A 19,410-nucleotide genomic window follows, 5' to 3' on the forward strand; every position below is an offset into this window, starting at 1 on the left:
CCGCCCGAACGATAGGGTCTTGTCGGCCGCGGCGCGATCCGGCAAGAACGCCGGAACCAAGCACCGTCAACGCCGCTTGGGGCACCCTGCCACAGCCGCAAGGCCGCTCCAAGAGAGCATCCTTGTGCGCTCCCGTGGCGTTTTCATGGCGGATGGAATTTGTCTCAAAGACGCGACGCCCTGGCCTTCGATCTCGACGGCACGCTGATCGACAGCGCGCCGGACATCGCCATCGCCATGAACCGGCTCATGGCCGAGCTGGGACGGCCCGAGATCGAGCTCCCGGCCATACGCCGCATGATCGGCGACGGTGCCGGCACCCTGGTCGAGCGGGCCTTGACCGCGGCCTCGGTGCCGCATCGCGCCGAGGAGCTCGACATCTATCTCAAGCGCTTCCTGGCGCATTACGAGGCCGAGCCGGTTCGCCTGACGCGGCCTTATGCGGGTGTCCTGGAAACCCTGGCGGCCTTGCGCGCGGCGGGATATCGCTGCGCTGTCTGCACCAACAAGCCGCAGCGCCTGACCGACATTGTCATCGAGGTGCTGGGCCTGGCTCCGTATTTCGGCGCCATCCTCGGCGCCGACGCGGTCAAGAACCGCAAACCCCACCCCGATCACCTGGCGGTGGCGCTGACCGCCATCGGCGCCACATCCGCCCAGGCCGTGATGATTGGCGACAGCGCCAATGACGTGGCCCCGGCCCGTGCCCTGGCCATGCCCTCGATCGTCATGGCCTATGGCTATGGCCGCGCCCCCTTGAGCGAGCTCGGCGCCGATCTGATCCTAGACGATTTTGCGAAACTGCCCGACGCCTTGCGGAAGATCGACGCAGGTCTCTGAGTCCAAGGGACGCGCTGTTACGCCAGCCAGTCGGGAACGACCTCGACGAGCGGCTGCTCCGGATCGGCGGCGAGATCGTCCAGCAACGCGAATTCTTCCGGATTGACGACTCGCTTCGACGGCAGGGCTGCCCGCCACCCGTCCCATATCGACGTCTCCCGATCGTTCAGGACGTAATGGTCGCGGACGACGTTGACTTTTACGAACCATGCGCCGGTGACCTCGCCATGACCGAAGCGATCAGGATCGGACTTGCCGCGGCGGCCGTCCAACCATGCCTGTCCCGCTGTCAGGAAGGACTGGCGCGGCACGTCCGTGGGATCGAATCCGATCCGGTATCTTGCCTTCAGCATCTCGTCGATTTGCGGATCGCTCAGGCGCCAGGTTTGCGCGCGGCTGTCCCAATATTCGCAAACCCAGTGATCTTCCCAGCCGCTGCCGAAATAGGCCGCGAATCCGCAACGCAGGCGCGCTGGAACGCCCTGGCTGCGAAGGATGGAACAGAGCATGAGGGCGAAGTCCCGGCAGGTCCCAAGCGCCCGCTTCGAGGAGGGCCGCCGCGTTTCCAGCCCCTGCCCGTCCCTCTCAAGAATATCGGCCAGCCGGTCGGCGATCGGGAGCGTCGTGCGGGAGGTTGCGCTCAGGAGGCTCTCATCCAACCCGTAGTCGGTCAGCCAGTCCGAATGGACCAACACACCTTGAATGATGCCGTTGAGAGCGCCGACGTCGGAGGGAAGACCGGCCATGGCGGCGGCATAGCCGACCGGATCGGACATGCCGCTATGGTCTATCCACTTCCGCAGCGTCTCCATGTCCCACCGCCGCTCACTTGTTCAAGGTGTGGCGCTGGCAACGGTGGTGGCCTGGACCAGCTCCACCCGCATCAGCCCCATATTGCTTTGCGCCAGGACGCGGACCGGCAGCAGCGGGACATCCTTGACCGCCTGCCCCAGCCAGAGATCGGTCTTGTTGGGATAGAAGCTCGAGCTGATCGCGTTCGGCTGGAAGCCCGCGATCAGCTTTGCCGTCGCGGCGCAATGAAGCGCCTGTCCCTGATAGGTGGAGAACAATGTCTTCTCTATCACGTCGGGCCCGACCGAGGTGAAATCCAGATTGTAGCGGCGCGCGCCATCGAAGATCGGCAATGACATATCGCAGCCACCCGTGCGCAGCACCGTATCGACGATCGCGACCGCGGCACTCAGCGGATCCATCGTGTTGAAGCCCAGATTCTGCTCGCGTGCCACGCGGGCCTCGACGGTCGGGGGCTCGCTGTGGATGTCGACTTCGCCGTTTGGATGATAGGCCAGCGCCATGGTCTCATGCATGCCCATGAGATCCATCTGGCTCTGGTAGGTCGACGGCCGAACGCTCTTGCTGTTGGCGCCGCCATGGGCCTGACCCTGCCATTGGAACGCGACCATCTTCGCATAGACGGGCGAGAGGGTGATGTTGGCCGTGATGTCGTAATCCTTGGCGGGCCTTGGGCCCGGCGCCATCTCGATCATCAGGTCGATCTGGCCGACCTGGAGCGTGCCCAGATAGCCGTAATAACTGAGCCGGACCAGCCGGCTCTCCTCGGCCTGTGCGGGCGGGACCAATCCCGAAAGGACGAGGCCGAAGGCCAGGCCGGTCAGCAGGGGCATCAGGCGGCGAATCATCGGAAAGCCTCTCGAGCCGTTGGTCCCTTGGGATCGACCTTCCAGGGTTAAACCGCAATTACGGAAAGATCGGGGCAGATTATAACCACAGTCCGTCCGGCAAAGGGGCCCGAGGCGGGCCCAAGGCCTTTCGCTCGAAGGGTTTTTTGCCGGACTCCCGGTCCGGTTGACAGGGCACGCCGGCTTGGCTTAAAGCTGCCCGCCTTCACGAGCCGGGGACGGCCTTGTCCCGGGTTCCATTTTCCGCATCTGGGACGGGCGCGTAGCTCAGCGGGAGAGCACTGCCTTCACACGGCAGGGGTCACAGGTTCAATCCCTGTCGCGCCCACCATTTCCCCGTTCCGATTCTCATGATCCCTGTATCACGGGGCCATCGACCGTGGCTGCGTCGTCGATACTGACATCCATATTTAATTTGCCCTTTCGGGTCGTCGCGACGTCGCATGGCCCCTTCCAATGACAAGCGTCGGATCCAAGCGCTGAGGGATTCTGAACGATAACGTCGCCGACCTGTCCCCAACGGAGGCCAACATGCGCCTGAAGCTCCTTTCCCCTTCTGCCCTCAGCGCCGAACAGCGTCCGCTCTATGACGATATGCGCAAGGGCATCGAAACCAATTTCAAAGGATTCACGGCCATCGGCGATGGCGGCGAGCTGATCGGGCCCTGGAATCCCTGGCTGCATTTTCCGAAGTTCGGAAAGCCGGTCTGGGAGCTGGTCAAGGCGCTCTCGACCTCGCCGTCATTGCCGCGGCCCGTGCGCGAGGTCGCGATCCTCGTCACTGGTGCCAAATTCAAATCGGCCTATGAGATCTATGCCCATGTGCTGGTGGCCGAGCTGCGCGGCATCGCGGACGAGAAGATCGCGACCATCATCGCCGGACAGCGACCGGTCGATCTGACGCGCGAGGAAACCGTGGCCTATGACATGGCCTCGGCCTTGGTCTCCGGCGGCGTGCTGCCGCAGCTCACCTATCAGCAGGCCGTGGCGCTCTTCGGCGAGGGCGGGACGGCGGAGCTGATCAGCCTCGTCGGGCTCTATTGCATGGTCTCGGTCACGTTGAACGGTTATGGCGTGCCGGTGCCCGAGCCTGCCGGGTCCAAATGATCGCCGCTTCCGGTTCCCTTGTTGGCGATCCGCGCCCGCATCACGGTCAGCCGGCGCCGGAGATCGGGCGCCTCGACAATGACGACCAGGAGCAGCAGGCCGCCGCGGACAAGATTGATCACATAGGCCGGGGTGGCAAGGATCGCGAACAGCGTCTCGAGGAAGCTGAGCGCCAGGACCCCCATCAAAATGCCGGCAGCACTTCCACGGCCGCCTGAGAGCGAGGTGCCACCGAGCAGCACGGCCGTGACGGCAAAAATGAAGGGGGCCGAGCCCAGGTCGGGCTTCGCCGCCGTGGTGCTGTAGGCGAACAGAGCCCCGCCGAGTGCCGAGAAGGCGCTCGAGCAGGTGAAGACGCCGATCAGGATGCGATCCGTCGGGACACCGGCGGCGCGGCTCGCTCTACGATCGCCGCCCAGCGCCCGGACGTCGCGGCCGAGACGGGTCCATCGCATCGCCGCCCAGACGATCCCGAAAACGGCGATGACCACGAGCGAACGCGGCGAAAAGATCGTCGCGATATCGGCGTCGAGCCAGGTGCCGACATCGTAATTGCCATAGGGCAGCGTCTTCTCGTCGGTGACGATGTGACAAAGACCGAGCAGGCTGATATAGCCGCCCAGCGTCAGCGGCACCGAGCTGATGCCGGATTTCGCGACGATCGCGCCCTGAAAGAAACCGAACAGGATACCGGCAAGCACCGCCACGCCGACGCCGAGCAAAGGCGCCGTCTCGCCGAACTTGACGGCCAGGATTCCGCCCAGCGCATACATCCCCAGCGTGGAGAGGTCGAACTCGCCGATGATGATGGTCAGCCCGACCGCCAGCGCCAGCAGGCCCAGCGTCGCCAGGTTCTGGAACGAATTGTAGACGCCGAACACCGTCATGCTGGCGTCGGAATAGAGCGGCAACGCCAGCATGCCGGCAATGACGACCGCGAGGATCGCCGACGGCAGGAAGGTCCGGAGAATCCGCTGCCGGTGGCTGGCGGCGCGCCAGGGGTTGCTCATCGCCGACGCTCCTTGGATCGCAGATGGATCGCCAGGACGAAGACCATCATCACGATCCCCTTGAGGAGGATCTGCGTGCCGGTGCTGTAGCCCCGCAGCAGCACGAGATCGGTCGCGAAGGCGATGACGATGACGCCGCCCAGCGTACGCCAGGCGGCACCGCGTCCGCCGGCGATCGCGGCCCCGCCGATGAGCGTCGCCGCGATGGCGTCGTAATTGAGCGTGCCGCGATTGAGGAGCAGCGAGGCGCCGTGATTGAAGGCGGCGAGCAGGATTCCGGTACAGGCCGCAGCGACGCCGGCGATGCAGAAGACGCTGGCCCCGATCTTGCCCATCGGCAGGGCAGCCGCGCGGGCCGCCGCCCGGCTCTCGCCCAGCATGTAGATTTCGCGGCCGAGGCGCGTATAGCGCAGAATGAGCTCGACCAGGATCACGAGCACCAGCAACGCGTAGAACCCCAGCGGCAGCCCAAGCGGCGTGATGTTGAGGAAGGTATAGCTGTCGGAGGGCGGCGAGATCGTCGTCCCGCCCGAGATCGCCACGCTGAGGCCCTCCTGGATCGAGCCTGCGGCGATGGTCACGATGATCGGGTTCGCGTCCCAGGCCCCGATCGCCAATCCCTGGAACAGGCCGAGAAGCGCGCCCAGGGCGATCGTCGACAGGATGGCGGGGACGACTCCGAATTGGAGGGCGAAGACGAAGAACATGGCCGTCACGGTGGCCGTCGTCGCCAGCGACATCGAGACGAAGGCACCGCTGATCATGATCAACGTCATGCCGACGGCGACGAGCCCGACGAAGGTCGTGGAGGCCAGCACCGCCTGGAAATTCGCGATGGTGAAGAATCCCGGCGTCGCCGCCGCGCCGACGACGATGAGCAGCAGCGCCAGGATGCCCGAGAGCTGCAAGAGCTTCAGCGTCCAGCGCCGCCCCTTGGTGCCTTCGGATGGCTTGGATCTGATGGCCGCTTCGGTCATCGCCTAGGCGGCCCCTTCGAGCGCCGAATGGGTCATGTCGGCCAGCACCGATGCGGCATCGACCTCGGTCCGCGGGCGCTCGCTGACGACCACACCGCCGCGCATGGCGATGACGATGTCGGCCAGATGCAGGATCTCGTCGAGCTCGGTCGAGGCGAACACCACCACGGCGCCCTCGTTGGCGACGCCGCGAATGAGGGCATGGATCTCCGCCCGCCCCCGCACATCGACGCCGCGGGTCGGCTCGTCCAGCAACAGGACCTTCGTGTCGGATCGCTGCAGGCAGCGCCCCAGCAGCACCTTCTGCTGATTGCCGCCGCTCAGTCGCAAGACCGCCTCGGGCAGGCGGTCCGGCTTGATGCCGACCGCCTTGCAAAGGGCGACCGCGATGTTCCGCAGCGCCCCCAGGCGCAACACGCCCCCGACGCTGAAGGCGCTCAGCCGCGTCGCGGTCAAATTCGCCTGTATGGATTGGCCGAGAAACAGCCCCTCGCCCTTGCGGTCGCCCGACACATAGGCGATCCCCGCGTCGCTGGCCGCCCGGGGCGAGCCCAGCGGTATCGGGCGCCCTTCGAGCTGCACGAGGCCGCGTGCGTCGGGCGAAAGTCCCGAGATCGCCCGCACCACATCGCTGGTTCCGGAGCCGACCTGCCCGGCCAACCCATAAATCCTCCCGCGCTCGGCTGCCAGATTGACGCCGCGGGTCCGGGCACCCGCCGACAGATTCTGCACCTTGAGCGCGATCTCGGTCCGGCGATCCCGGTCGATACGGGGCGCCGGCGTCTCGGGGACGTCGCCCAGCATCATGGTCACCAGATCCTTGCCGCTGATGGCATTGGTCGCCACCGTGTCGACGCGCTGGCCGTCGCGCATCACCGTGACCCGGTCGCAGAGCTCCATGACCTCGTCCAGGCGATGCGACACATAGATCACGCCGCAGCCGGCCGCGGTGACCTTCCGGATGGCCGCGAACACATGCTCGATATCGACGCTGCTGAGCGTGGCGGTGGGTTCATCGAGGATGAACAGCCTGGCTTCGCGACCCAGCGCGCGGGCGATCTCGACGAGCTGGCGCTGACCGATCGACAGGTCCTCGACATAGGCATCGGGATCGAGACTGCCCAGCCCGACCGCATCGAGCAAAAGGCGCGCGCGGGCCTTGCTGTCGCGATGGCTGCGGAAGAATGGTTCGGCCACGTTCCCGAGAAACAGGTTGTCGAGAACGGGCAAGGTCGGGACGACGCTCAGCTCCTGATCGACCAGGGCGACACCCCGGGTCTGGGCATCGCGGGCGGACGCGAGTTTTGCCTCGCGTCCGCCCAGCATGATGCGGCCCTCATCCGGCTGGAGCAAGCCGGCCAGCATCTTGACCACCGTGCTCTTGCCGGCGCCGTTATGGCCGCAAAGGCCATGCACCTCGCCGGCACGCACCTCGAAGGAGACGTTGTCCACGGCGCGGATCGCACCGAAACTCCGCGACACACCGTCGATCGTCAGCAGCACCGGCTCCTTGTCGGCGATGACGGCGTTCTCCTTCGTCAAGGGTCAGGACTTCGAGCAGAGTTCGGCGTACTTATCCAAGGTCGGCGCATGGACGCGAAATTCCGGCACGATCACCGTCTTCGGCACCGTTTCGCCCTTCAGGAAGGCAATCGCCGTCTCGGCCGTGACATTGCCCTGGGTCCAGGCGTCCTCGGTCGCCGTGCCATACATGTCGCCCGCCTTGATCGCCTGGATGCCTTCCGCCGTGCAGTTCGTGCCCGTCACGATCAGCCCGTCATTCTTCACACCGACCTTCATGCCGGCCTGCTTGGCGGCTTCGATGATCGGGATCGCCATATAGTCGGCATCGGCCCGGACCGCGTCGACGCCGCCTTGCGAATTGTACTTCGCGAAGAGCTGCTGGGCGATCTTGCCGCTCTGGACCGGATCCCAGTTCGAATCCTGGACGTCGATGATCTTATATTCCGGCGCCGTCGCCATGACCTCTTCGAAACCCTTCTGGCGGTCCTGCACCATGGTCGAGCCGGCGGTGCCGGTGATGACGATGACATTGGCGGATTTGAGGCCCCGTTCCCGGAGCCCGTCGATGATGTTCTGCGCGGCGAAGCGGCCGAGCGCGGCATTGTCCGCGATCACCTGCACGGCGATGTCGTCGAGGATCGAGGGATCGGCGGGGCTGTCCATATAGAGGACCGGGACGCCCGCCGCTCTCGCCTTCTTCACCGACGCGATCAGCGTCTTGTCGTCGGCGGGCTCGACCATGAGCAAGTCCGGCTTCTGCGAAATGGCCTGGTTCATCTGCTGAACCTCCTGGACCGGATCGAGATCGCTTTCCAGGACGCTGACCTTGACGCCGGCGGCTTCCAGACCGGCGACGATCCGCTCATTGAAGACTTTGCACCAGGGGTTGGCCGGGCCGCAGGTAACCAGGATGACTTTCTTGGTCGACAGGTCCGCGGCCTGGGCGATCCCGCAGAAAGCCGGGGCCGCCAGGAAGAGAGCCAATCCGTAGCGAAGGAAACTGGATCTGATATGCGCCCTTGTAAGCATCTCGATGTCCCTTAGAAGAGTTTAGCGCCGAGCAGGGCGCCTGCTGTCATTCACGCACTGGCGAGCCAATGGTGTCGTCGATCATTCGATGGCGATCCGGTAATTGCCGGCATCGTCGGTGGTGGCGACCATGCCCGGCAGCAGCAGGATCGTCGTCGTGCTCTCCTCGATGACTGCCGGGCCAACGATTTTGCCGCCGGCGACGCAGGCCGTCCCGTCGAAGACCGGAACCGGCTTCATGCCGCCCTGGCGATGGATGTAGACGGGCCGATGGGCCTTCGGTGCCAGCGTGGCAGCTGCGGCGCGAGCGCCATTACCGGGATCGCCCGCGATGCGGCGCCCCTCGCCGACGGCCGTCACCTTCCAGGTGACGAACTCGACGATGTTGGTCTCGTCCTTGATGCTGTAGATGCGCTCATGCATCCGGTTGAAGGCGGCCACCAGCGCTTCCAGATTGCCGGCCTTGAGCCGGCCGGCGGCAGGATCGAACGGAACCTCGATTTCCCATGATTGATATTCATAGCGCCCCATGAAGGCGTATTCGAAGGAGCGCTGCTCCGGCGGCACCTGCGCGCGATCCAGGAACGCATCGCAGCGCCCGCGCAATTCGCCCAGCAGCCGGTTCACGTCGTCCAGGCCGAAGGCCCGGCTGTCGGTATGGAGGCTGCCGACAGCCTCCCAGCGGATGTCCGAGACGAGACCGCCGAACGCGCTGAGCCCCGCCGACAGCTTGGGGATCATGAAGCGCTTGAGGCCCAGCACGTCGGCCATCTCGGCGATATGGCAGGCCGTGGCACCGCCGCCCGAGACGAGATAGCTGTCCCGGGGATTGATGCCTTCATTGACGGTGATGTCTTCGATCGCCGCGATCATGTTGTGATTGCAGGTGGTGTAGATCGCATAGGCGGCCTCGACGAGACCGATGCTGAGCTGGCTCGCGATCTTCCCCACGGCCTGCTCGGCGAGGTTCCGATGCAGCTTGATCCGCCCGCCGAGGAAGAAATCAGGGTCGATGATGCCGAGGACGACATTGGCGTCGGTGACCGTGGCCTCGGTTCCGCCCGCGCCGTAACAGGCTGGGCCCGGCTTGGCACCCGCGCTCCGCGGGCCCACCCGCAGCAGCCCACCGAGATCGACCCAGGCGATGCTGCCGCCGCCGGCCCCGACCGAGCGCACATCGACCTTGGGCAATCCCAGCATGTCATGCGGATAGATCATGGCTTCCGGCGTGACCACGATCTGGCCGGCGCGGATCGCGGACACGTCGAAGGTAGTACCGCCCATATCGACGACGATCACATCGGCCTCGGTCGTCAGATGGCGCGCCGCGACCGGCGCCAAGGTGGGGCCCGACATCACGCTGTAGATCGGCTTCTCGACGATCTCCTCCGGCGGCATCATGCCGCCGACGCAATTGGCGATGAGCAGCCGGTTGCGATAGCCCGCAGCGCGCAATGCCGTCTCGAGCCCGCCGATATAGGCGCCCACCACGGGACGCAACGAAGCGTCGATGACAGTCGAGATGGTGCGCCGATATTCGCGCGGGATCGGATTGACCTCGTGGCTGAGGCTGACCGGAACTTCGGGCCAGAGCTCACGGATGATCTCGAGCACCCGCAATTCGTGGTGCGGATTGGCAATCGACCAGAGCAGGCTGACCGCGATCGCTTCGACCCCGGCGCGGCGGAAATAGGCCACCGCATTGCGGACATCGTTCTCGACCAGCGGCGAGACCTCGGCGCCGAGGGCATCGATCCGACCCCCCACCCCGATCGTGCGGTTGCGCGGCACGTAAGGATCCGGGAAGTCCAGCTTCCAGTTCCAGGGGCGTTTGCGCGGCGCCTCGCGCAAGGTCAGAACGTCCGGATGGCCTTCGGTCGCGATCAACCCGACAGGGGCGGTGTTGCGGACAACCAGCGCGTTGGTCGAGACGGTCGTGCCATGCACGATCGAGTCCACCTCGCGCAGGAAGCCCGGCAGGTCCTTACCGTAATGTTCGGCCGCGATACCCAGCACATTCATGAAGCCGCGCTCGAACTCGCCGGGCGTCGAAGGGCATTTCAGGATGCAGGGATCCCGGCCGGATTCGACGACGACGCAATCGGTGAAGGTGCCGCCGATATCGATTCCCATACTGTAGGTCATCGTCTCAGACGGCTCCCTCGGCGCGCAGCGCCGCGGTCGCCCGCTGGTCGACGCGGTAATCGATGCCGTTGGCGGCCAGCTCCAGCTTGACCCGGTAGACGGACTCCGCGACCTGGGGGCTGATCCATTGCCGGTTCACGTCGCGCGCGACCTGGGCGGGGTCGCGCTTGGCCGGGCTGCCATAGCCGCCGCCCGAGGCGGTGCGGAAGATCATCCGCTCGCCGGGCCGGCAGGTTTCGATATGGAAGCCCGGAAGCTGCTCCTCTTCGCCATTGGCGCTGCGCTTGCGGTTCTGCGAGGCAGCGCCGTCGCCGCCGCCGAGAACGCCGCGCGGGCCGTTGATGTCGCCATCGCTGCAATAGGCCACGCTCAGATTGCCCGACAGCGAGCGGTAGACACCCTGCATGGCCGGCGCGCCATTCCATTGTCCCATGCCGATCGCGTCCTGCGCGACATGGCGCGCCTCGACCAGGATCGGATACATGGCCTCGTCGATCTCGATCGAATCGAGCGCCAGCACGCCACCGCCATTCGGCGCCTCGTAGGTCAGCCAGCCATCATGGCCGCTGAGCCCCGGGCCGGTCGAAAGGCCGAAGAAGACCATGTTGATATAGGGTTTGGCCGCGCCCTTGCGGTCGTCGATGCCCGAGACCACGCCCATATTGCAGCCGAATTCCGTGCCGCCTTCGGCCAGCCCATAGGGCGCGCCCATCTTGGTGAAGGCGCATTGGACGGCATTGATCAGCCGGTCATTGACGCCCATCGTCGCGTTCGAGGTGCCGGCCGGATAGGCGGGCCTTCCCACCACGCAGCCGTCGCGCAGCAGGACCTTGATGCAACGGGCGCTGCCTTCATTGTGCGGCAGCGTCGGGTCGAGATTGTAGAACACGCCGATGCGCCCGGCGCCGGTGGCGCAGGCCTCGGACAGGTTGACGCCGCCGGGCACGCAATCCGGATTGTCGCGCAGATCGACCGTCACCGTTCCGGAGTCCGGATCGACCGTCACCTTGGCGGTGATCTCGATCCCGTCCTCGGCCACGGTCGGGATCGGGTCATGCCGGACCGTATAAGAGTAGGTGCCCTTCGGCAGCTGACGGATCGCGGCCACGGCCCGCCGCTGGCCATAGGCGATCCATTCCTCGATGAATTCCTTGATCAGGGGAAGGCTGTAGCGCTCGCCGAGCTCCTTCAGCCGGCGCTCGCCCGTGCGGCAGGCCCCGACCTGCGCGCAGTAATCGCCATACCAGATATGACTCTCGCGGATGTTTTCCCGGCACCAGCGAATGAGATCCTTCTTGTCGGCGTAGTTCTCCTGGAACCGCACGGCCGGGATATGGATACCCTCCTCATAGACCGTGCGGAAATAGGCATCCATGGTGGTCGGCAGATGGGCCCCCGTGTCGGCGTGATGCGAGCGCGCAACCGCCCAGAACATCGGCTCCTCGCCGAGGAACACCGGCACGCACAGAGTCATGTCGGCGTGATGCGTGCCGCCGTAATAGGGGCTGTTCGAGAAGAAGGCGTCGCCGGGCTTCACGTCGTCGAACAGGCGCGTGATGGGGCGCGTCGTCAGGTCGATCGCCGTCACATGGACGGGCATCGCTTCCTCGACGCAGACGAGACGGTGGTCGTAGGTCAGGAGGCTGCAGGAGAAATCGCGGGCGTTGGTGATCGCCGTCGAGCGGCTCGCCTTCTTCACGATGTTCGACATCTCGCGAACGATGGATTCGAGGCGGCTCGAGAGCACCGCCAGCAGCATCGGATCGAATTGCGGCCCGGCTCGCTCGCCGGCCGCGGCAGTGGCGTTCAGCATCCTCGTCTCCTCCGCGCGTTCCAACGGATTCTCGATGCCCGAGGCGGCCCCGCCATGACTGCCGGGTCCGCGAACCGATTGGGAAGTGAGCGCCTCATCCTGTCGATCGTATTTTTATGGATTTGATCAAATCCTAATAGCCCTGTAGGGTGCTGTCAATCGAGAGGATGACTTCGTTCGACGCCGATGGATGTTGAACCGGCGCAACAGCTGGATTGAAATGGCGCCGACAGCGGCGGCGCCTCCGGGCAGCGGGGATGTGTGAGTGGCCAAGGTCGGCACCAGGCGGAAAGCGGCATCACGGGGTATGACGAAGGCCGGGCAGGAATCCAAAGGCATTTCCGCGCTGCGTCGCCATCGCAGCCGGCCTGTCCCCCATGGCACGACCCACGAGGACATCTATGCGCGGCTGAAGCAGGCGATCATGGCGGCGAGCTTCGTGCCCGGGGAGCGCCTGGTCGTCGCCAGGCTCGCGAAAATCTTCGGCACGAGCCCGATGCCGATCCGCGAGGCGCTGCGGCGGCTGGTCGCCGAGCAGGCCCTGGAGAACAACCCGAACCGGGGCGTGGAAGTCCCCGCCATGACGCCGGGCCGGCTCATGGATCTGAAACGCGTCCGCTGCGAGATCGAAGGCAAGGCGGCGGAGTGGGCCGCCTCCGCCATCACCGCGGCCGAGCTGGAGCGGCTGGAGGCGGTTCAAGCCCGGATGTCGGCCATGGCACAGAAGGGCATCGCCCGCGCCTATCTGGACACGAATCTCGAATTCCATTTCACGATCTACAAGGCCGCGAAATCGCCGCTGCTGATCCCGATCATCGAAAGCCTGTGGATGCAGGCGGGCCCTTGCCTCAATGCGATGCGGAGCACCTCCACGCTCGGGCTGGGGCTGGACCATCACGAGGATATGGTCGCGGCGCTCCGGCGAGGCGATGGCAAGAAGGCGCGCGATGCCCTGCAACGGGACATTTCCGAAGCGGCCGACATCATCCTGCAGTCGCTGGAGGGAGACGGACAGCCAGAGGGCGGCGCGGCCATGCCGGCTTCAGACAGGCACGAGCGTCCCTGACGTCTTCGCCTAGGTCGCCGCCGTATGGACGACCACACCGCTTTCGATGGCGACGTCGTGCCCGCCGGCATCCTGATAGACGTTGTAGCTCACGGCAGCGCCGCCATAGGCAGCCCCGAGATGCACCCCGGTGGCTGTCGCGGCAAAGCTGGTGCTCGAGAGATCAACGGAATCGGCGGCGGTGCCGCGAACGACCAGCTCGACCGGGTGACCGGAAACCGATTCGCCGGTGTTGTTGCCGGTCGCGAGGTCCAGCACGTCGCTGGCATCGAGGGTGATGGCCTGGCTGCCCGCCGGCCGGAGATCCAGCATCTCGATGCTTTGGAAATGTCCCGCAGGCTGCTGGGTGAAATCGACGGACTGTCCCAGCTCCAGCGCGTCGATGCCGTTGCCGCCGTCATAGACATTGTCGGCATCGCGGAAGACCAGCGTGTCGTTCCCGTTCTCGCCCAGGAGCGTGTCGGCACCCCCCGTCGAGTCATGACCGCCACCGTCAAGACGGTCATTGCCATCGCCGCCGAAGAGCCGGTCGGTCCCGCCACCGCCGTTCAAGGTGTCGTCATCGGCACCGCCAAGCAGCGAATCGTTCCCGCCGCCGCCGAGGATCGAATCGTTGCCATTACCGCCGTCGATCGTGTCGTCGCCATCATTGCCGACGACCTGGCCACCCACGACGTTGAAGACCCAATTGCCGTCCGGATCGGTGCCGGGATTGCTCGTCGTCTCCAGGCCGAGCATCTCGCCCTGATTGCCCGATTGCGGGAGCTCGAAGAAATCGGACCCGTCGCCTGAGTTCCAGCCTGCGCGCGCGACGGTGCCGCCCAGCCCGCCGGAGCCGCCGCTGGCATCGCCGGTGGTCCAGTCGATGTTCTCGTAGCGGAACTCGAAGGCGAAATTGCCGTCGCCCGTGTTCTGGATCACGAGCTGGAACGCATCCAGCTTGTCGGTATGTGAGCCGAAATAGCCGACATCGTCCCAGGTGATGGTGATCCTGCCGTTCGCGGGATCCAGGTCGTAATAGACCTCGTTGCTCCCGGTCGATGTTCCGCCCGGTGTGGGGGTCAGATCATGGGCGCCGCGCGTATCCACATCCGCGAAGAAGGGCGCGATCATGGGATTGTTGGTGGCCCCTGTCAGCGAGAAGGGCGTGAAGGTGCCCAGCGGTGCGGCGAAGGTGATGTTGCCGTTGTTGTTGATGTAGAAGCCGTTATAGGTCGTGCCGAAGAAGTTCATCCCGGTGGGGAAGACGGTCGAGATATCGATCAATCCCGTCGACCCGTCATCGTTCGGGCTCAGGACCCCTTCGCCGAAACCGGCCGGCCCGCCCAGGCCGTTGATGAGCGCGTTGCCGCCCGTTCCGAGTTCAGGCGCCGCGGCGGCCGCCAGGGCATGCGGCGCTTCCTCACCATTGCCGCCGGTGGTGTCGCCGCCGACGAGGATATCGTTGCCATCGCCGCCGCTGATGCTGTCATTGCCGTCGCCGCCATGCACCGTGTCGTCGCCGTTCCCGCCATCGAGGCGATCGGCGCCCGCCGAGCCCAGGATCGAATCGTTGCCGTTGTTGCCGGCGAGGGAATCGTCGCCCGGGCCACCGACCAGCGTGTCGTTACCGTCATCGCCCAGGGCCGTGTCGTTGCCCGATCCGGCGTCGATCGAATCATTGCCGGGCCCGCCATCGATCGAATCCGCGCCGTTACCCGCAACCACCGTATCATTGCCGCCATTGGCGAGGATCGTGTCGTTGCTGTCCTCGCCGAGGATGAGCTCGTTGTGGGGTCCGCCCACGAGCGTATCGGGGCCGGGCGTGCCGGTGATGGTGTCGCTTTCGGCGCCATGGAGCGTCTGCTGCTCGGGATTGGACGGGGGCGCCGGCGGCTCGAGATTGGCGAGGATGCTGCCCTCGAGCGGATGCAGCGGCCCGCCCAATCCGGTTTCGTCGAAGCCGCCGAGGCCCGTCTGGCCCGGCAGCCCCAGGAGCGAGTCGAACAGCTGAGACAGGAAGGCCGCGTTGAGGCCGCCATTGTGGAACAGGCCGCCGCTACCGCCCGCCGCCGGGACGATCAGATTCTCGAGCTCGGTATGCTTCTCATAGCTCTCATTCTGCAGATCGAGCTCCGGATCGAGCTGCAACAGCGGACCGAAGGCCTGCTGGATCTGCTCGAGCGTCAGCTTGAATGCCGTCTGCGGCGGCGTTTGTTGGTCATGCAGGACGGTGGCCTCGAACAATTCGTCGAGCTCGACCCGGCCCGCCGCGTTGAAGACGACGACATGTCCGACATGCCCCGCGATGTCGCGCAGCAGCGCCAGCAGGAGACCATGCTCGGTCTCGGACAACTGGCCGGCGACGGAGGTCCCGCGAACGCCGATCGAGCCTGCGGGCGTATTGACCGTCATGCCGTCGCCGGAGCTTCCCGCGATGGATCCGGTGACGAACACGAAGGCGCCAGCGACCGCGACGGTCAGCCCGCTGTCAGAGCCCGATGGATCGTAGATCAGCTTGCTGATGGTGATTTCGGCATTGCCGCCAAGCACGAAATCGGTGCCGTCGACGAAGCGGATCTGAACCCCGCCCTCGGGGTCGGTCCGGATCGTGTCATTGGCATAGATATTGTTGCCGACTGCCAGCGTGGCTTCGCTGCCATCGGCATGCTTGACATGGATGGCGCCCTCGGCCGTCGCGATCTGGCCGATCGCCTGACCCTGCAACTGCGCCAGTTGGGGTCCCGCGGCAATGCCCGGGCCTTGCGTCAAAGGATCGGCGGTCCCGCCGAGCGCTCCCTCTGCCATGCGCTGCTCCCACGGACTTCGGTCGGTCCATGATCCGCATTTGCCGATGTGGCCACGAAATCGGTCACGGCATTTTGAGTGGCGAATCAATGATCGAAATCAGCCTAAGGCCGATGTCGATCCGCCTTTCATATCTATTGTTAAGGTCGTGCCGAATTCAGAAGGAGAATGAACGGCCCGGATTCCCGGTTCGTGAATTCTCGTTCATTCGCCGCAGCCGTTGGAAGGCCGGACGCCTGCCGGATATCTCCGGATAGGAAAACAATCTTGCCCGCCCGGGGGCGGTCATTTTGCCGGCGCGCGCCGCCTGGTGACCAGCAGCAGGATTCCGACCAGCAGGAACCCGACCAGGGCCCCGAGCCCGCCCTGCCAGACCTGGAGGAAGTGACAAAGCCGCTGCGGAAAGGTCGGCGCCGGCGGCTTTTCGGCGGCGGGCGGCTTGACGAACTCGGCCCACAGACCGTTGCCCATGCGCCGTGCCTCGGCTTCCGCCTGGTCGTAGCGCTCGGCCAGCTGCGGATCGGCATTCTTGGCCCTTGCCGCATAGCGATCGACGGTACCCACGCCGGCCAGCAGGAGGGCTTCGCTCAGGTCGATGTCGCCCAGCCGACAGACGGCGAATTTATGGAGCTGCAGGTCGCGCGCAGCCACCACGCAATGGACCCGGCCGTCGCCGCCGAGCAGGCCGTCGAGCGCGAGGCGCGCCTTGATCCCGCCGGGTGCCGTCATGGCGGGGATCTGGATGCCGAACAGGATCAGCCGCTCTTCGCCCAATTGTAATGTGCCGCCATCGAGCACGATGGCCGAGCCCTCGAATTCCTGCGGCGGGGGTGGCGCCAGGGGCGCGGTCTCGACCGGTGTCGCGGGCATGGCCGGCGGAACGGGCGGATTGTCGGCGCGCGCGGCGAGGCTGGCCATGGTCATAAGCGCCGTGAGCGAAGCGGCGGCGGCGAAACTCTGCAGGGCGTGGCGGGTTTTCATGCGCCGGCAATCTGACCGCTGCTGTCGGGCAGGGCAAGCGCCGATGGAAGCGTCACAAGGTCGACACGAACCGGCTCGCCCAACCAGTGGCTGGCGGTGGCTGTCATCGCTTGTGTGGAAGGCCGGACGAGCCGGGAGGAACCGAGGCCCGGTCGCCCCGCAGGCGCAAAAAAGCGCGATCCTTGAGCCACCGCCGAAGCCGCCGCCGACAGAGATGGGGGACTCTGCCAGCGGGTTAGGCCAGGAAGAGACGGAGAGAAGCCGCCTTGCATGGGCCTGCGAGGGGCCGCTCGTTGCGTCGGGATCGACCATAACCGCCAGGCGCTAAACAAAGGATGAAACGCGGCGGCGGCGCGGAAAGTTTTGCCGATGAAATCTCGCTTGTCTCGACGCGCGACATCATGCGTTTTGACTACGCAACCGATGTGAGAAATCAATGACAGAACACAAGCGATTGACTCGCCTTGGAATCCCTTGTGCTAGACAAGAGCCGCCGCGCGCCTATCATCACGCGCCGACATGACCCGCGGGGCGCAGCAATTTCACGCGGGCGATCACCGGATGGAACTGCCGATGTCATCGACGACCTCATCTCCGCCCTTTCCCCTCGCCGGATGTCTCGGAATGGCCGAGGTTCGGCGATGAACGCGCGGGCGGGTGAAACGGCCGAGCTGCTCGAACGGCTTGCACGCCTCGCCGAGCAGGCCGGCGACGAGATTCTGCGCCATTATCAGGGTCCGATCGCGGTGACGCGAAAGGCCGACGCCTCGCCGGTCACGGCGGCAGACCAGGCGGCGGAAACGATCATCCTCGAGACGCTGGTGCCGCTCCTGCCGGGTGTCCCGGTGGTTTCCGAGGAAGCGAGCGCGGCGGGTCATACGCCGACGATCGGCGACGGCACCTCGCCCGACCGGCGCTTCTGGCTGGTCGATCCGCTGGACGGCACCAAGGAGTTCTTGAGCCGCAACGGGCAATTCACCGTCAATATCGCCCTGATCCAAGGGAGCCGGCCGGTTCTGGGCGTGGTGCATCTGCCGGCCCTGGGGACGACCTATACCGGCAGCGCACCGGCCATGGGTGGTCCGGGCATCGCCATGATGACCCATCGCGGCGACCGGCCCCGACCCATCGCCTGCCGGCGCCAACCCAAGGAGGGCGCGATCGTGCTCGCCAGCCGGTCCCATGCCAATGAGGCGGCACTCCAGGCCTTTCTCTCGAACGAGCAGGTGGCGACGCTCGAGAATGCCGGCAGCTCGCTCAAATTCTGCCGCGTCGCCGAGGGCCTCGCCGACATCTATCCGCGGCTGGGACGGACCATGGAATGGGACACGGCGGCGGGCCAGGCGGTGCTGGCCGCGGCCGGTGGCTCGGTCCGGACCCTGGACGGCAAGGAGCTCGGCTATGGCAAGCCGGGCCTCGATAACCCGCATTTCGTGGCGCGTGGACGCGACGCGTGAGCGGACCGGCGTCACGGATCCTGCCGCCGACCGACGCCGCCATCGCCGAAGCTGCGTCCCTGCTCGAGGCCGGCGCGCTGGTGGCGCTGCCGACCGAGACGGTTTACGGCCTCGCCGGCGACGCGACCTCCGATAGAGCGGTCGCTGCCATCTTCGCCGCCAAGGACCGGCCGCAGTTCAATCCGCTGATCGCGCATTATCGTTCCATCGTCGAAGCCGCCCGCGACGTCGTGTTCGACGAGAAGGCCAGCCTGCTGGCGCGGCGCTTTTGGCCGGGCCCGCTGACATTGGTGCTGCCGCGCCGCGCGGAGTGCCGGATCAGCCTGCTCGCCAGCGCCGGTCTCGACAGCCAGGCGGTGCGTGTGCCGCGCCATGAGGTGGCGCAACGCCTGCTCGCCAAGTTCGGCCGCCCCCTCGCCGCTCCCAGCGCCAACCGCTCCGGACGCATCAGCCCCACCCACCCCTCCCATGTCGCCGAGGAGCTTGGGGCCAGCGTCGCGCTGATCCTCGATGGCGGCCCCTGCGCGATCGGAATCGAATCGACCGTGGTGGCGCTCCTGGAAGGCGGACCGGTGTTGCTGCGCCCGGGCGCCGTCACCGAGGAAGAGATCGTGGCGGCGATCGGACCGATCGCTCATGCCGGCGAAGGCGGACAGCCGCGTGGGCCCGGCATGCTGGCCAGCCATTACGCGCCGGACCTGCCGCTGCGACTCGATGCGAGCGAATGGCATGAGGGCGAGGCGTTGCTGGCCTTCGGGCCGCGGCCGGTCGCCGGCGCCGCACTGACCTTCAATCTCAGCCCCAGCGGCGATCTCAAGGAGGCAGCGGCGATGCTCTTCGCGGCGCTGCGGCGGCTGGACCAGCAGGGGCGCCAGCAAGGGCTCACCGGCATTGCCGCCACGCCGATCCCCGAGCGCGGGCTCGGGCGCGCGATCAATGACCGCCTGCGGCGCGCGGCAGCACCCCGTTCCCGGACCTGAGATCGAACGCCGCTCGTCGCGACTCGGCCGAAG

General features: G+C 66.0%; 15 protein-coding genes and 1 tRNA gene. 6 read left to right on the top strand and 10 right to left on the bottom strand.

The window, feature by feature from the left end:
* The first annotated feature begins 159 nt into the window (after positions 1-159).
* Complete coding sequence (gene gph, locus ACREE8_RS04040; RefSeq protein WP_431571693.1) at positions 160-840, top strand: phosphoglycolate phosphatase; 681 nt, start codon at positions 160-162, stop codon at positions 838-840.
* 17 nt (positions 841-857) lie between these two features.
* Here gph and ACREE8_RS04045 read toward each other — a convergent pair whose 3' ends face one another.
* Both ACREE8_RS04045 and ACREE8_RS04050 read right to left on the bottom strand, forming a co-directional pair.
* Entirely contained in the window at positions 858-1,652 is a 795-nt protein-coding gene (locus ACREE8_RS04045; RefSeq protein WP_431571694.1) for a transglutaminase-like domain-containing protein, read from the bottom strand.
* A gap of 21 nt (positions 1,653-1,673) precedes the next feature.
* Positions 1,674-2,501: a DUF3108 domain-containing protein gene (locus ACREE8_RS04050; protein WP_431571695.1), complete on the bottom strand. Its 828-nt coding sequence runs from the start codon at positions 2,499-2,501 to the stop codon at positions 1,674-1,676.
* Between the two features lie 256 nt (positions 2,502-2,757).
* On the opposite strand from ACREE8_RS04050, the gene ACREE8_RS04055 reads away from it, so the two are divergent.
* Positions 2,758-2,832, top strand: a tRNA-Val gene (locus ACREE8_RS04055).
* A gap of 200 nt (positions 2,833-3,032) precedes the next feature.
* Entirely contained in the window at positions 3,033-3,608 is a 576-nt protein-coding gene (locus ACREE8_RS04060; RefSeq protein WP_431571696.1) for a carboxymuconolactone decarboxylase family protein, read from the top strand.
* On the opposite strand, the gene ACREE8_RS04065 is transcribed toward ACREE8_RS04060, so the two are convergent.
* From ACREE8_RS04065 to ACREE8_RS04090, 6 genes are all read right to left on the bottom strand, one after another.
* Positions 3,569-4,618 (bottom strand): ABC transporter permease, encoded by a 1,050-nt coding sequence (locus ACREE8_RS04065; protein ID WP_431571697.1) that lies wholly within the window; start codon positions 4,616-4,618, stop codon positions 3,569-3,571. The genes ACREE8_RS04060 and ACREE8_RS04065 overlap by 40 nt on opposite strands.
* Positions 4,615-5,595 (bottom strand): ABC transporter permease, encoded by a 981-nt coding sequence (locus tag ACREE8_RS04070; protein ID WP_431571698.1) that lies wholly within the window; start codon positions 5,593-5,595, stop codon positions 4,615-4,617. Before ACREE8_RS04070 ends, ACREE8_RS04065 begins: the two co-directional genes overlap by 4 nt.
* Positions 5,596-5,598: 3 nt before the next feature.
* Positions 5,599-7,137, bottom strand: coding sequence for a sugar ABC transporter ATP-binding protein (locus ACREE8_RS04075; RefSeq protein ID WP_431571699.1), 1,539 nt, complete (start codon positions 7,135-7,137; stop codon positions 5,599-5,601).
* Positions 7,138-7,140: 3 nt separating this feature from the next.
* Entirely contained in the window at positions 7,141-8,148 is a 1,008-nt protein-coding gene (locus ACREE8_RS04080; protein ID WP_431571700.1) for a sugar ABC transporter substrate-binding protein, read from the bottom strand.
* 81 nt (positions 8,149-8,229) lie between these two features.
* Positions 8,230-10,293, bottom strand: coding sequence for a hydantoinase/oxoprolinase family protein (locus ACREE8_RS04085; protein WP_431571701.1), 2,064 nt, complete (start codon positions 10,291-10,293; stop codon positions 8,230-8,232).
* A gap of 4 nt (positions 10,294-10,297) precedes the next feature.
* Complete coding sequence (locus ACREE8_RS04090) at positions 10,298-12,106, bottom strand: hydantoinase B/oxoprolinase family protein (RefSeq protein ID WP_431571702.1); 1,809 nt, start codon at positions 12,104-12,106, stop codon at positions 10,298-10,300.
* 307 nt (positions 12,107-12,413) lie between these two features.
* Here ACREE8_RS04090 and ACREE8_RS04095 point away from each other — a divergent pair, with 307 nt between their 5' ends.
* Complete coding sequence (locus tag ACREE8_RS04095) at positions 12,414-13,172, top strand: GntR family transcriptional regulator (RefSeq protein ID WP_431571703.1); 759 nt, start codon at positions 12,414-12,416, stop codon at positions 13,170-13,172.
* Between the two features lie 9 nt (positions 13,173-13,181).
* Here the strand turns inward: ACREE8_RS04095 and ACREE8_RS04100 are convergent, their stop codons facing one another.
* Both ACREE8_RS04100 and ACREE8_RS04105 read right to left on the bottom strand, forming a co-directional pair.
* Positions 13,182-15,959 carry a nidogen-like domain-containing protein gene (locus ACREE8_RS04100; protein ID WP_431571704.1) on the bottom strand — a complete coding sequence of 926 codons (2,778 nt, stop codon included), beginning with the start codon at positions 15,957-15,959 and terminating at the stop codon, positions 13,182-13,184.
* Positions 15,960-16,244: 285 nt separating this feature from the next.
* Positions 16,245-16,940: a thermonuclease family protein gene (locus ACREE8_RS04105; RefSeq protein ID WP_431571705.1), complete on the bottom strand. Its 696-nt coding sequence runs from the start codon at positions 16,938-16,940 to the stop codon at positions 16,245-16,247.
* 641 nt (positions 16,941-17,581) lie between these two features.
* Here ACREE8_RS04105 and cysQ point away from each other — a divergent pair.
* Both cysQ and ACREE8_RS04115 read left to right on the top strand, forming a co-directional pair.
* Positions 17,582-18,397, top strand: coding sequence for a 3'(2'),5'-bisphosphate nucleotidase CysQ (cysQ, locus tag ACREE8_RS04110; protein ID WP_431571706.1), 816 nt, complete (start codon positions 17,582-17,584; stop codon positions 18,395-18,397).
* Complete coding sequence (locus ACREE8_RS04115) at positions 18,394-19,377, top strand: L-threonylcarbamoyladenylate synthase (RefSeq protein ID WP_431571707.1); 984 nt, start codon at positions 18,394-18,396, stop codon at positions 19,375-19,377. The genes cysQ and ACREE8_RS04115 overlap by 4 nt, the downstream gene beginning before the upstream one ends.
* Positions 19,378-19,410 lie beyond the last annotated feature (33 nt).

The organism is Hypericibacter sp. (assembly GCF_050729195.1).
Lineage (GTDB): Bacteria > Pseudomonadota > Alphaproteobacteria > Dongiales > Dongiaceae > Hypericibacter.

Excerpts from the sequence above, each read along its gene's own strand:
- cysQ (WP_431571706.1), top strand. The coding sequence starts at position 17,582 with ATGAACGCGCGGGCGGGTGAAACGGCCGAGCTGCTCGAACGGCTTGCA.
- ACREE8_RS04050 (WP_431571695.1), bottom strand. The coding sequence starts at position 2,501 with ATGATTCGCCGCCTGATGCCCCTGCTGACCGGCCTGGCCTTCGGCCTC.
- ACREE8_RS04060 (WP_431571696.1), top strand. The coding sequence starts at position 3,033 with ATGCGCCTGAAGCTCCTTTCCCCTTCTGCCCTCAGCGCCGAACAGCGT.
- ACREE8_RS04085 (WP_431571701.1), bottom strand. The coding sequence starts at position 10,293 with ATGACCTACAGTATGGGAATCGATATCGGCGGCACCTTCACCGATTGC.
- ACREE8_RS04080 (WP_431571700.1), bottom strand. The coding sequence starts at position 8,148 with ATGCTTACAAGGGCGCATATCAGATCCAGTTTCCTTCGCTACGGATTG.
- ACREE8_RS04105 (WP_431571705.1), bottom strand. The coding sequence starts at position 16,940 with ATGAAAACCCGCCACGCCCTGCAGAGTTTCGCCGCCGCCGCTTCGCTC.
- ACREE8_RS04045 (WP_431571694.1), bottom strand. The coding sequence starts at position 1,652 with ATGGAGACGCTGCGGAAGTGGATAGACCATAGCGGCATGTCCGATCCG.
- ACREE8_RS04095 (WP_431571703.1), top strand. The coding sequence starts at position 12,414 with ATGACGAAGGCCGGGCAGGAATCCAAAGGCATTTCCGCGCTGCGTCGC.
- ACREE8_RS04065 (WP_431571697.1), bottom strand. The coding sequence starts at position 4,618 with ATGAGCAACCCCTGGCGCGCCGCCAGCCACCGGCAGCGGATTCTCCGG.
- ACREE8_RS04070 (WP_431571698.1), bottom strand. The coding sequence starts at position 5,595 with ATGACCGAAGCGGCCATCAGATCCAAGCCATCCGAAGGCACCAAGGGG.
- ACREE8_RS04100 (WP_431571704.1), bottom strand. The coding sequence starts at position 15,959 with ATGGCAGAGGGAGCGCTCGGCGGGACCGCCGATCCTTTGACGCAAGGC.
- ACREE8_RS04090 (WP_431571702.1), bottom strand. The coding sequence starts at position 12,106 with ATGCTGAACGCCACTGCCGCGGCCGGCGAGCGAGCCGGGCCGCAATTC.